This is a genomic window from Guptibacillus hwajinpoensis (assembly GCF_020524165.1).
GTDB classification, from domain to species: domain Bacteria; phylum Bacillota; class Bacilli; order Bacillales; family Guptibacillaceae; genus Guptibacillus; species Guptibacillus hwajinpoensis_D.
Genome location: NZ_JAIVKU010000004.1, coordinates 720543 through 733939 on the forward strand (window position 1 = coordinate 720543; position 13397 = coordinate 733939).

The 13397-nt window shown below is 40.8% G+C and carries 11 protein-coding genes; all 11 read right to left on the reverse strand.

Features of this window, described 5'->3' with window-relative positions; translation table 11 throughout:
* Positions 1-352 precede the first annotated feature (352 nt).
* Complete coding sequence (locus tag LC090_RS10775) at positions 353-1336, reverse strand: quinone oxidoreductase family protein (RefSeq protein WP_226657941.1); 984 nt, start codon at positions 1334-1336, stop codon at positions 353-355.
* A 131-nt stretch (positions 1337-1467) separates the two neighbouring features.
* A complete protein-coding gene (locus tag LC090_RS10780) occupies positions 1468-2805 on the reverse strand; it encodes an aspartate aminotransferase family protein (RefSeq protein ID WP_226657944.1) in 1338 nt (445 codons plus the stop codon).
* A 15-nt stretch (positions 2806-2820) separates the two neighbouring features.
* On the reverse strand, positions 2821-4287 hold the full coding sequence (locus LC090_RS10785) for a CoA-acylating methylmalonate-semialdehyde dehydrogenase (RefSeq protein WP_226657946.1): 1467 nt from the start codon (positions 4285-4287) through the stop codon (positions 2821-2823).
* Between the two features lie 110 nt (positions 4288-4397).
* Positions 4398-5996 (reverse strand): PucR family transcriptional regulator, encoded by a 1599-nt coding sequence (locus LC090_RS10790; protein WP_226657948.1) that lies wholly within the window; start codon positions 5994-5996, stop codon positions 4398-4400.
* Positions 5997-6255: 259 nt separating this feature from the next.
* Complete coding sequence (locus LC090_RS10795) at positions 6256-6498, reverse strand: hypothetical protein (RefSeq protein WP_226657950.1); 243 nt, start codon at positions 6496-6498, stop codon at positions 6256-6258.
* A gap of 14 nt (positions 6499-6512) precedes the next feature.
* On the reverse strand, positions 6513-6743 hold the full coding sequence (locus tag LC090_RS10800) for a hypothetical protein (protein WP_226657953.1): 231 nt from the start codon (positions 6741-6743) through the stop codon (positions 6513-6515).
* Positions 6744-6747: 4 nt separating this feature from the next.
* The gene (locus tag LC090_RS10805; RefSeq protein ID WP_226657955.1) at positions 6748-8229 is read right to left on the reverse strand and encodes an NCS1 family transporter; all 1482 of its coding nucleotides are present in this window, start codon (positions 8227-8229) and stop codon (positions 6748-6750) included.
* 24 nt (positions 8230-8253) lie between these two features.
* On the reverse strand, positions 8254-9672 hold the full coding sequence (gene hydA, locus LC090_RS10810) for a dihydropyrimidinase (RefSeq protein ID WP_226657958.1): 1419 nt from the start codon (positions 9670-9672) through the stop codon (positions 8254-8256).
* 15 nt (positions 9673-9687) lie between these two features.
* The gene (preA, locus tag LC090_RS10815; RefSeq protein WP_226657960.1) at positions 9688-10968 is read right to left on the reverse strand and encodes an NAD-dependent dihydropyrimidine dehydrogenase subunit PreA; all 1281 of its coding nucleotides are present in this window, start codon (positions 10966-10968) and stop codon (positions 9688-9690) included.
* A gap of 20 nt (positions 10969-10988) precedes the next feature.
* A complete protein-coding gene (locus LC090_RS10820; protein ID WP_226657962.1) occupies positions 10989-12350 on the reverse strand; it encodes an NAD(P)-dependent oxidoreductase in 1362 nt (453 codons plus the stop codon).
* A 91-nt stretch (positions 12351-12441) separates the two neighbouring features.
* Positions 12442-13332 carry a nitrilase-related carbon-nitrogen hydrolase gene (locus LC090_RS10825; protein ID WP_226657965.1) on the reverse strand — a complete coding sequence of 297 codons (891 nt, stop codon included), beginning with the start codon at positions 13330-13332 and terminating at the stop codon, positions 12442-12444.
* Between the last annotated feature and the right edge of the window lie 65 nt (positions 13333-13397).

Here is a 13397-nt window from a genome sequence, read left to right on the forward strand (position 1 = left end):
CAATTAATGATTCGCATCTAAATTAAGATTAGTTTCTTACTTGTTCTTTACACTCTTTTCACTTTTTGAAACATTCTTTTAAAAAAACGCTTTCATTGATATTTTAGCATAGTATTAGATTGCCCACAAAACTTTCAAGCAAATTCCCGAAAAAAATTTCAATAACTTCAACTTCCGCTGAAAAATTTTTCGAATATTAACACAGTGCAATACTAAATTACCACAAAGTGTTAGCTTAGTGAATAGGGAATGTGGATTTTCTAACAGAGAATATGAAATCTAATTTTTCCGAAATAAAAAGACAACCAAATTTGGTTGTCTTTGTTTGATTTATACCTATTTTTAATCCTAATCAAGGGGTTAGGATTAACTTCCCTTTTGTTTGACGACCTTGAAGCATACGGTGCACATCAGCCGCTTTTTCTAAATCAAAAACGCCGCCGATCGTCAATTTCAGTTCTCCACTCTGCATATAGGTGAGAAGTTCTTCTAAACTCTTCTGATAGAGTGAAGGCTTACGCATCATCTGTGGAAGGAAAAAGCCAATTACTGATTGGTTTTTCTCCATTAGGGACGATGGATAAAAGCGGCTTTGCTCTCCACTTGCTACCCCATAAATAACAAGTCTGCCGAAAGGAGCGAGACACTTCAACGATTTCTTGAAAATGTCTCCTCCTGCCATTTCAAGAATAACGTCTACTCCTTTACCTTCCGTCGCATCTAAAACTTTTTGTTCCCAGCCTTCTTTCGTATAATCTACCGTAAGATCTGCTCCCATTTCAGAGGCTAGCTTTCTTTTCTCTTCACTGCTTGCTGTGCCAATAATCGTTTTAGCTCCCCACAGTCTAGCGAGCTGTACGGCAATCGTTCCAACCCCGCCGCCAGCTGCATGGATTAGAACCGTTTCTCCATTTTCAAATCGACCCATAGTCTTAAGTGTGTGGTAGGCACTTAATCCCTGTAACGGGAGAGCTACAGCATATTGTGGATCTACACCTTCTGGAATGGCAATTAATCCTCTTTCATCAGCTAACGTATACTCTGCATAGCCTGTGGCATTTTTCGTTCCTAATAAAGTAACAACTGAAGAACCTGGTTTTACAGAAGTGACTTTTTCTCCAACAGCTTTCACTACGCCAGCTACTTCAGAACCTGGTACATAAGGTAGCGGTGTATCTACAACATATTGCCCTTCTCTTCTAGCAGTATCTGCATAATTTACTCCAATTGCCTGAATTTCAATAAGAACTTCGTGTCCTTTGGGCTCAGGTACATCTAAATCAATTAGTTTTAATACTTCCGGTCCACCAAACTCTGTTAATTGTATCGCTTTCATTTTCATCCTCCTTTATAAACTAACCAGTCAGTATGTAACACCTTTACTATAAACTAATTAATTTGACTATTCAATCTTTTTTCGCGATTCATATACTCTTAAACATAAAAAAAGTGCGCATGGGGCGCACTTTATAATTGAGCTAAGCCTTCTACCACAGTTTGTACAAGTAAATCGATATCTTTTTCTTCGATAGTTAAAGGAGGTGCCATTGTAAGAACATTGTTATAGCCTGCTACTGTATCACCATTTTTTCCAATGATCACTCCTTGTGATTTGCAGTAGCCGATCACCTTATTAAGCTCACTGACCGCAAGCGGTTTCTTGGATCTCTTGTCTTCCACAAGTTCGATTCCAATCAGCAACCCTTTTCCGCGGATATCCCCGACATTGGCATGAGATGACAAACGGTCTGTTAATTGAAGCTTCAGCTTTTCCCCTAATTCTTTCGAGCGATCAAACAGCTTTTCTCGCTCCATGATTTCTAAATTTTTTAACGCAAGCGCGCATGAAGCTGGGTTACCTCCAAATGTATTAATATGTCGAAAGTGATCATATGACTCTTTCCCTTTAAAGGCTTCATAGATTTCTTCTTTCACTGCGGTAGCTGATAAAGGGAGATATCCACTCGTTAATCCCTTCGCCATTGTGACGATATCGGGCTTAACATCATAATTCATGAAACCAAATGCTTTTCCTGTTCTTCCAAAGCCACAAATGACTTCATCACAGATTAGTAGAGCACCGTGCTTATCACACACTTCCTTTACGGATTTCATGTAATCCTGTGGTGGCATGATGATTCCTCCACCTGTGATAATGGGTTCCATGATCATGGCTGCTACCGTTTGACTTAGTTCCCACGTCATCAGATCGTCAACCGCTTTGACCGAAGCGAGCTCTCCTCGATCGTCGTCGAAATCACGATACGTATCTGGTGGCTGGACATGTAAGAAACCCTGGCCAAGCGGTTCATATTTATATTTCCGCTGCGCCTGCCCTGTTGCAGCTAATGACCCCATCGTATTTCCATGATACGCTCGATAACGTGAAACAATTTTATATCTGCTTCCTTCCCCTTTTTGCTCATGATATTGCCTGGCGATCTTAAAAGCAGTTTCATTTGCTTCTGAACCGCTGTTGGAGAAAAAGATTACATATCCTCCACCGAGCATTTCATTTAACTTCTCTGCTAATTTAATCGCCGGTCCATGTGTATGTGTTAAGGGATAATATGAGAGTTCTTTCAGCTGATCGAAGGCTACCTGAGCGAGTTCTTCTCGACCATATCCGATATTCACACACCACAGTCCTGCCATGGCATCGAGAAATTGATTGCCTTCATAATCGGATAACCAGGCGCCTTTTGCTTTCTCAATCACCATTGTCGATTTTGGATCATATGGTCGCATCGCATGCCAGACGTATTTCTCGTCTTTTCCTGCGAGATTCTCGTGAGCAGTATGCATACTCTTCACTCCCTTCTAGTAGTCAAAGCGAGTTGTAATCATTTTTCTTCTCGTATAAAAGTTCACACCATCTTTTCCATTTGCATGCAGATCACCATAAAAAGAATCTTTCCATCCTGAAAAAGGGAAAAATGCCATTGGTGCTGGTACGCCAACGTTCACACCTAGCATCCCCGCATCTGCTTCTTCACGGAATTGTCTAATTGCTCCCGCGTCTTTCGTATAAATCGTCGCCCCATTGCCATATCGTGACTTCTTCAGAATTCCTAAGGCTGAATCGATCGAATCGGCGTGTAATAAGCTTAGAACGGGTGCGAATATTTCTTCCTTTGCAATCGTCATTTCAGGTGTTACTTCATCAAAAATTGTCGGTCCAAGAAAGTTTCCTTCTTTATGAGCGTCCATCTCATTGCGGCCGTCACGAATCAAGGCTGCACCCTCTTCTAACCCTTTATCGATATAACCTAGTACTTTTTCTAGATGTGATTTTCGAATAACGGGCGTTAAGAGCACTTCGTCATCTAAGCCATTTCCCATTTTTAAGTTATCTGCTTTTTCTTTGAGTGCAGCAATAAAAGACTCACTTTCTCCAACGACTACAACCGCACTACAAGCCATACAGCGCTGACCTGCACTACCGAAAGTTGAGCTAATCACTTGCTGTACCGCTATCTCGATATCAGCATCTGGCATGACAATATGATGATTTTTAGCTCCGGAAAGTGCCTGCACTCTTTTACCACGAGAAGCCGCCTCTTCATAGACGTATTTAGCAACTGGCTGTGATCCAACGAATGAGATGGCTTTTACATCGGGAGCCTCGAGTAAGCCATTTACAACATCATGTGCACCGTGGACGATATTAAATACCCCATTCGGTAAGCCTGCTTCAGTTAATAATTCAGCTATTCGGTTAGCAAGAATTGGCGTGCGTTCAGAAGGTTTTAAGACAAATGTATTGCCACAGGCAATTGCGAGTGGAAACATCCAATGAGGAACCATCATTGGAAAATTAAAAGGTGTAATGCCTCCTACTACACCCACGGGATAACGGAACATTTCTGAATCGATATTTTCAGCAATAGTTGAAAGATTGTCTCCCATCATCAAAGAAGGGGCACCTGTTGCAAACTCCACACACTCGATACCACGAAGGACTTCCCCATGGGCTTCTTTAAAACTTTTCCCATTTTCTTTTACAACAAGTTCAGCTAGTTCATCATGATGTTTTACTAGAAGAGAGTGATATTTAAACAGGATTCGCGCTCTTTTTGGAACAGGTACTTTACTCCAAGTTTGAAAAGCAGCAGATGCAGCACTAACCGCTAAATCCACATCCTCTTTTGATGACAATGGCACATTAGCGAGGTTTTCACTTGTTGCAGGGTTTGGAACTTCAAGCGTCTCTCCACTTTTGGCATTTATCCATTCTCCGTTTACAAAGTTTTTCAATACCGTGGTGTCCTTTTTTACAACGGTCATTACATGCCCTCCTTTAATTCGTTTCTATCTTCATTGTAGGGATGTAATGACTTCTCTTCATTAGACAAAACGTAACATGGATATGTTTTCGATTGTACACGTTGCACATTTTAGTCCTGCTGTTTTAAATAATTGTATGCATGGAGTGCAAATTCAATTGCTAATCGTTTCGGAGAACACATAAAATCATAACCCAACAATTCCTCAAGTTTTTCTAAGCGATGATAGAGTGTTTGTCTTACCACATAGAGTTGTTCAGCTGTTTCCTTTTTCGAACCATTGCAGCCCATGTAGACTTTTAAGGTGTTTAAGAGGTTGCTATTGTTCTTTCCATCATATTCAATGACTGGATTTAAATAATCATACATAAATTCTTTGAGCTCTTTCCCTTTTGCCAGGTGTAAGATCATACGATAAATATGAAAATCAGTGTAATAGGTAACCAGTGAAGTGTGCGAAGGTACATTGTCATTCATCGTGATCGTTTCAAGCGAAGAATCGTAGCTTTTATGCATATCTTTTAACAAGCGCACATGTTTCCCAACTCCGATTCTTTCAACTTCTGGCACCGTTTCTTTTTGTAAAATATCACTTTGAAGAAAACGGGTAAAAGCTTCCCGCAACCGTTCTTCCACGTTTTCTTCGGCACGACGGTTTAAAATGATAATGATCAGCTTATTACGAGTTGTTAAAGATAATACAAAAAAACCTTCTTGCTCAAATACGGACCGCATGAGTAGCATGAAATACGTCAGTTGAGAAGAGGTGTATGAATCTTGATGTTTTTTAAATTTACATGTGCATACGTGAAGACCGCGCGGAATCAATGTTTCATCTACGTCAACAAGGTAAGATAAAATTCGTTCTTCCGTGTGTTTGCCTTCTAGCCAATCATATAACCACTCTGTTTCAAGTGCACGCTTCTTCTCTTCTATATATAATTCACGCAAGAGATACTGAGCGATTGCCGTCGCACTTCGATCAAGTAGGAGCATATCGTAATCTGAGACTGACGCATGTTGGGCTGGAACAAGAATTAGGTTTGCAAAATGATAATCCATCGCACGAACTGGTTGAAGAACGAGCCCTTTTCCATTTGGTTGCATCTTTAGAAAATGCAAGAAAGTCTCCCGTTTTTCTTCGGTGGCTTCCGGTACGAATATCGCTTCAGATTCCTTAGGATTATAAATGACTTGCATACCTGTTTTAGTAGACAATAAGGATAAAATTTTCGTTAAACAACCAGGTACAAGAAGGAGATGATTAAGCTCTTGTGAAAATTGTTCGAGGTCTGAAATCATTTGATAATGATGAGCGATTAAAAGGGAATGAAGGTCTTGTGTGATATCTACAAAGCGAACTTCCTTTTTAAATACAATAATGGGAAAATCGTGCTGATCAGCAAGTTCAATAATTTCTGAAGGGATATGATCCATATATGTACCAATTTCAATGCAAAGTCCAGCAGCTTGACTCTGAATCAATTGTTTTACGATCGAACGAAATACGTGCAGGTTATCTTTCCATACAAAACCAGTCGATAGAATTAATTCTTCACCGTGTAATAGCTGTTTTACACTCGTTACTTCCATGACATGTACCCATTTGATCCGCCTAACTAATCCCGCTTTTCCAGCTATGACAGTAGCATGATGAAAATGATCTCTTTCTAATACTTCATGGACTGTTAAACTGGTCATTCGCAGCATTCAATCACGTCCTCTTCTGAAGATTATATGATTAATCTAACCATGAAGTTACGTAAATGTGGGGGAATACGGAAGATTATCTTTCAGTTATCATTTTTGTTAACGCTTACATCTTTCAAAACTAACTTTACTACATCACTAAAATCATTTCTACTTATTGTCTATATTATGACATAATAAGTCATAATAACCGGTGGTCTTTATGTAATATTAATACGGTATATGAAATTTTATTGATAAATAAAAAAACACCGGGCATTTATTGCCCGGTTTCTACTTCCCATTCATATTCGTCTAATAGCTCCATTAAATAATAGTACTGCTTCTTACTTCGGAAGTCACTTTCTTTCCAATTGGATCGAATCCAAGTCGTTAGTTCTGCAGCGGAATTAAATATTTCTCCACTCGTATCCGCTTTTCTTATCATATAGCGGCCATTTTCTTCATCAATGGTTACTTCACAAGGATAAGCGCTATCTTTTGAATACAAGTTGTACTCCATTTCTTCCCCCCTCCTTAAGTAACGGATTGGATCTGCTTTAATAGAAGAGCTGAGAAATATTTTCTCCCATCTGCTGTCTGAATATGAAGAGTTTCATTAGAAATTTCATCTGACTTAACATCCTTTAAAATAAACTCGATAAACGCACCGCTCAAATTCTCTGTAATTCCATTAATGCGATAGCCGCGATCAATAAAGTAGTCGATCTTCTCTCGTTCAATCAAGTATTGCTGATGCTCTCTCATTAGTTTACCTCCCTTCGTCAAGTGCACTCCCTACTTCTTGTACAGCCTGCGATTCACTACCGCTTACGATAACCCAATCACGTCCAACCGTAATTCCGAGGTATTTTTCGTCACTTGGATCATCCAATTCTGCTTGTTTGTATTTTTTGAACCACCAGTACTTAGCTAAAACATAATAAGTACCTGCACCTACGAGAAATCCCACTAAAAATGAGTAATTCGAAAGAAAGTAGGCAGCTAATCCACCGATAATCCAGGCAATAAACCCTGCCAAATTCACGCCATTCATATATCGATATTGGCCGTTTTGCTCATATAAGTCTGGCACATTAACTCTTCTCTTTCGTATAAGATAATAATCAGCGAAGAGAATACCAACAATTGCGGATAAGATGCCACCAACGATCAATAGAATGGGAATGAGGATATTAAATAGGCTCCACGGCTGTACCACTGATCCAACAATCCCTGCTATAAATACCCCCGCCCAAAAAGGAACTTTTGGACCACCTACATTTGAGAAAATGGTTGCAGCTGGCACGAGATTTGCGGACACATTTGTAGACCACTGTGCGAGAACAATCATTAATAGAAGTACACCCAAAATCAAACCGGTCGCCGCCTCTTGAAGCGCTACTACTGGATCGTAATTTGATACAGCAATGTACGACACACCACCGATCACGACCATAAAGGTTTGCGTAATTGGTAAAGCGACCATACTCCCGACAAGCGTTCCTTTATTTCGTTTCACCCAACTGCGTTCAAACTTAGGGGCTTTAATGAAGCGTGATATTGAAGGAATATCAGCTGAAATTGTTGCCCAGAATCCCATGTTACTAAAAATGACGACGAGAAAAGCGGTAACAGCAGCCCCTCCTGTAACAGGACTTTCAATCCATGCCCACACTTCTCGCCCCTCTGCAACAGCCTGATCTGAAAGAGAAGCATACATCCAAACTGAAATAATGATAATAACCGGGGCAGCAAGATCTGCGAATCGTTCTACAGCCTTAATACCAAGTGCTGTATTCACCAGTTGTACAGTAGCAAAAATAAGGAAACAAATGAACCAGTTATCAAATCCAAATAAAACGTTTAAAATCGCATTCATAGCCGTTGCACCAAAGTAAGTATTGATTCCAAACCAAAATGAGGCTGCAAGTCCTCTAACGATAGAGGGGATGTGGGTGCCAATTGTTCCAAAAGGCGCTCTCATATAGACGGGAAAAGATAATCCGTGTTCAATGCCAATATCCCCTATGACGGTAATAAACAATCCAATTCCAATGGTTCCAATAATTGTTGCAACGACTACCCAGGTCAGTGATAAAGATTGAACCCCGGCTCCACCGATGGCAAACGCTGCAAGTACTACAGCCATCCCAACCCACATCATCGCAAACCCACCGGTTCCGATTTTTTTATCTTTATGAGCAATTGGCAAAAGATCCGGTGATTTTAAATAGCTTTCCTCTTTTTTCATTCAGCTATCTCCTTTTTCATTCTCTTACTGGATCATCATCGGCTTGTCTGCCATGTTTGTCGTCTTGCCGTACTTTGCTCGTTTCAAATATTGTCCTGAACCTGGTGTTCCAATAAATTGTTTGTTTTTAATAACAAACTCTCCTCTTACAAGAACGGTTTCTGGCTCACCAGTCACTTCCATCCCTTCGAAAGCATTGTAGTCAACTGCCATATGGTGGGTATCGACAGAAATTTTTCGTTTTGTTTCTGGATTAAAAATAACTAAATCGGCGTCTGCTCCAATCGAAATGGTTCCTTTCTTTGGAAATAATCCAAATAGCTTAGCTGATTTTGTAGAAGTAATATCGACAAACTGATTTAATGAGATTCTGCCTTTTCGAACTCCTTCTGAAAAAAGAATGCTAAATCGATCTTCAATCATAGGACCGCCATTAGGAATTTTCGTAAAATCATCTCGTCCAAGATCTTTTTGTCCATTAAAATCAAAAGAGCACTGATCCGAACCAATTGTTTCTAGCTGTCCCGTCCTAAGGGCATTCCAGAGTGCCTCTTGATTCCACTTTTCACGGAGTGGTGGGCTCCATACATATTTTGCTCCTTCAAAATTTGGTTTTTCTAAATAAGATTGATCGAGCACAAGATACTGCGGGCATGTTTCCCCATGGATGTCATAGCCTTTCTTTCTTGCTTCTGCAATTTTATCTGCTGCTTCTTTACAGCTAACATGAACAACATATAATTGAGATGAAGCAAGACCCGTTAATTGTGCAGCACGCCCGGTCGCCTCTCCTTCCACTTCAGGTGGTCTTGTAAGAGCATGGTAAATTGGCTCTGTCTGTCCCTTGGCTAACGCTTCTTTCGTTAAATATTCGATGACATCTCCATTTTCTGCATGAACCATAACAAGCGCTCCATGTTCTTTCGCAGCTAATAGCGTACGATAAAGGGTTTCATCATCTGCTTGAAAGACGTTTTTATACGCCATAAATACTTTAAAAGATGTAATTCCTTCTTGATTAATCACATCAGGTAATTGATCCAATACCTCATCATTAATCTCACTAATCATTAAATGAAAGCTATAGTCGATAACAGATTTATTTTTTGATTTGTCATGCCAAGTTTTAATTGCTTCAGAAAGAGGTTTCCCTTTTTCAGTAAGACAAAAATCAATGACAGAAGTTGTACCACCAAATGCTGCTGCAATCGTTCCAGTTTCAAAATCATCCTTTGTTACTGTGCCGCCAAATGGCATTTCAAGATGTGTATGGGGATCAATCCCGCCAGGAAACACATAGCGGTCAGTCGCATCTATTACTTCGGCACCATCTGCTTCAATGTTTATTCCGATAGAAGAGATGACACCATCTGAAATAAGAATATCTGCCTGATACGTTTCGCTTGCCGTTACAATCGTTCCATTCCGAATGATTTTTTTCATTTTAAGTCCTCCTACTTATTTGGTTACTTTACGTTCTTTGAGCGAACCGATGAGAGATTGACGTTCGTTCCACGTCATCGGTGGCAAGTCATTTTTTAGCTCTACCATATCAATAGCTCCATCAACAGGACAGACGATTGAACATAAGTTACACCCAACACAATCTTCTTCTCTTACTTGAAGAATGGCATGGCCGTTTGGATCGTTTAACATGTCGATACATTGGTGAGAAGTATCTTCACAGGCAATATGGCATTTATTACAATTGATGCAGACGTCATTATTAATCCTCGCGACTACTTTATAATTGAGGTCGAGATTTCCCCAGTCTGAAAAGGTAGGGACAGATTTTCCAATAATGTCTTGAACTGAAAGAATGCCTCGTTCATCAAGGTAAGTAGACAAACCGTCGATAAGATCTTCGACAATGCGGAAACCGTGGTGCATCGCTGCCGTACAAATTTGAACATTGCTTGCGCCCATTAACATAAATTCAATCGCATTCTGCCAATTAGATACGCCACCCATACCAGAAATCGGGACATTAATACGACTATTTCTTGCACATTCACTGACCATGTTTAATGCGATAGGCTTCACTGCAGGTCCACAATATCCACCATGAGCTCCCTTTCCTCCAACATGCGGAATCGGTAGCCATGTATCAATATCTACTCCTGCAAGACTATTAATCGTATTAATCATACTGACAGCATCAGCTCCACCTCTTACTGCAGCCTCAGCCGTGGCGGTAATATCCGTAATATTAGGTGTTAACTTAACAATAACTGGTGTTTCAGCCGCTTCTTTTGCCCAATAGGTTTGCTTTTCTACAAGTTCAGGCACTTGCCCGGACGCAGATCCCATTCCTCGTTCAGCCATTCCATGAGGACAACCAAAGTTAAGTTCGAGACCATCTACACCAGCCGCCTCTGTCTTTTTAACAATTTCATGCCATGCCTCTTGATTTGGCTCAACCATTAACGAAGCAACAACGGCGTGATTCGGAAATTTTTTCTTTGTTTCATAGATTTCCTTCAAATTCACTTCCAGCGGTCGATCCGTAATGAGCTCAATATTATTAAATCCTGCTACCCGTTGACCATTAAAGTGAACGGCTGCGTATCTTGAAGAAACATTCAAAATCGGATCCCCTAGCGTTTTCCAAACAGCCCCTCCCCATCCTGCTTCAAATGCACGCTGTACTTGATAGCCTGAATTAGTCGGTGGTGCAGATGCGAGCCAAAATGGGTTCGGTGAAGTAATCCCCGCAAGATTCGTTCTAAGATCTGCCATCGCTATTCCCCCTTCTCCTGTTATGCTGAGTACGTTTCTTTTAAACTTTCATGCATATGATAAGCAGCTGTTTTCCCCTGTTGTGCTGCGGAAACGACCATGGCTTCCCCCTGACCTTTCCCAAAGATCACATCTCCACATGCATAGATTTTTGGATTCGATGTTTCCATCGTATCTGGGTTAATTAAAATGACGCCTTCGTTGTGTGCAAGACCAAGATCTTCAATAAAAGACAAATGACGCCTTTGGCCAATCGCCTTTACAATCGCATCGCATTCTATTAAAAATTCAGAGTTTCGGATAGGTTCTGTTCTTCTTCTTCCATCTTCAGCCGCTTCTGAAAGCTTCATTTTAACGCATTTCATTCCTTTTACTTGTCCTGCTTCATTTGTGAGGATTTCGACCGGCTGTGTTAGCCAGCGAAACTCAACCCCATCTTGTTTAGCAAACTCGTATTCAAAATCATAGGCGGTCATTTCTTGTTCGGATCGACGATAAAGAATTTTCACATTTGCTGCTCCAAGTCGAACGGAGCAAGTAGCACCATCGATTGCGGTATTACCCGCGCCAATCACAACAACTTTCTTATCTCTTAAGTGAGTTGGAAATGGTGCGTCTTTCGTCATCTTAACGAGTTCAATCGCATCATAAACGCCCTCCGCATTTTCTCCTGGAATTTGAAGATCAGGGACGTTTGCCATTCCAATTGCTAAAATCACGCGATCATTCGTTGAAAGAAGCTCATTAATTGGAATATCTTTTCCAATCCTTACACCCGTTTTAATCGTAACGCCCAGTTTTTCGATTTGCTCAACTTCCCATAAAGATATTGCCTTTGGTAAGCGGAAGGAGACGATACCATACGTATCGAGACCACCAGCTTGCTTTTCAGCTTCATAAACCGTCACACTATATCCAAGCAGAGCAAGCTCGCGAGCAGCAGATAATCCCGCTGGACCGCCACCTACAATGGCGACTTTCTTACCATTCGGTTGTCCTTCTTTAAATAGGACTTGATCATTTTTTATTGCCCAATCAGTAGCATACCTTTGAAGGTTTCCGATTAAAATTGGTTTCGTCGAATGATTAAGTACGCAAGCACCTTCACATAGTTCTTCAGTTGGACAAACTCTTGCACAGCTCGCCCCTACTGGATTGGCTGTCATAATTGTTTTAGCGGAACCTTTCATATTACCTGACGCGATTTTCTTAATAAAGGTAGGAATATCAATGCCAGTTGGACACGCCTGGATGCACGGAGCATCGTAACAATAGAGACACCTTTGGGATTCTTGAAAAGCTTCCTGGTTCGTGAGCGGTGGTGTGACTTCGGTAAATCGTTTCTGAAGCTCCTTTTGAATGATTGGTTCGCTAGTACTCATATGGGTCCCCCCTATAATTAAAATGAACTTTGTTCTGCAAGAGCTTTAAATGAAAAAGCAGGTGGCCAAGCCACACCTGCTTTCATTTTCCTTAAGGCAATAATGACGTCATTTCTCCGTAAGTTTCTGGACGGCGATCACGATAGAATTGCCATGTATCTCGAACTTCACGAATCATTTTTTTATTCACTTCACCGATAATGACTTCATCTTCATCACGCGAGCCCATCGCAACAAAATTGCCACGTGGATCTACCAAATAGGACTGGCCATAAAATTCCCCCATATTCCATGGGCCTTCAGTCCCGACGCGATTAATTGCTCCCAGATAGTATCCGTTCGCAACAGCATGAGCTGGCTGCTCAAGCTTCCATAAATATTCAGAAAGTCCAGCTACTGTAGCGGAAGGATTAAAAACAATTTCTGCTCCGTTTAAGCCAAGTAAGCGAGCTCCTTCAGGAAAGTGACGATCATAACAAATGTATACGCCAATTTTACCGAAAGCTGTATCAAATACAGGATATCCAAGGTTTCCTGGCTTAAAATAATACTTTTCCCAGAAGCCGTGTCCGTTGTCCCCAACCGCTACGTGAGGAATATGTTGCTTTCGGTATTTTCCAAGATAGGAACCGTCCGCATCAAGCACAGCTGCTGTGTTGTAATAGGTCGATATCCCTTCACGTTCATAAATAGGTAATACGATCACGATTCCAAGTTCACGTGCAAGTGCTTGGAATCTTACCGTGGTCGGACCCTCAGGAATTTCCTCTGCCGCGTCGTACCACTTCGTATTCTGCTCTGCACAAAAATACGGTCCGTAGAAAATCTCCTGTAAACAGACAATTTGAGCTCCCTTTTCACTTGCTTCTCTTACAAGCTGAATATGTTTTTCTATGGCTTTTTGTTTATGCAGTTCAACCAGTTCGTTGCCATCGACTTCATTTTTTGCCTGAATCAAGCCAATTTTCACTGAATCTGACATATGTATACCCTCCCATTCGAATAATTAACTGAATTTTCTTTCTAATAAAAGTGTAGAAGATTCAA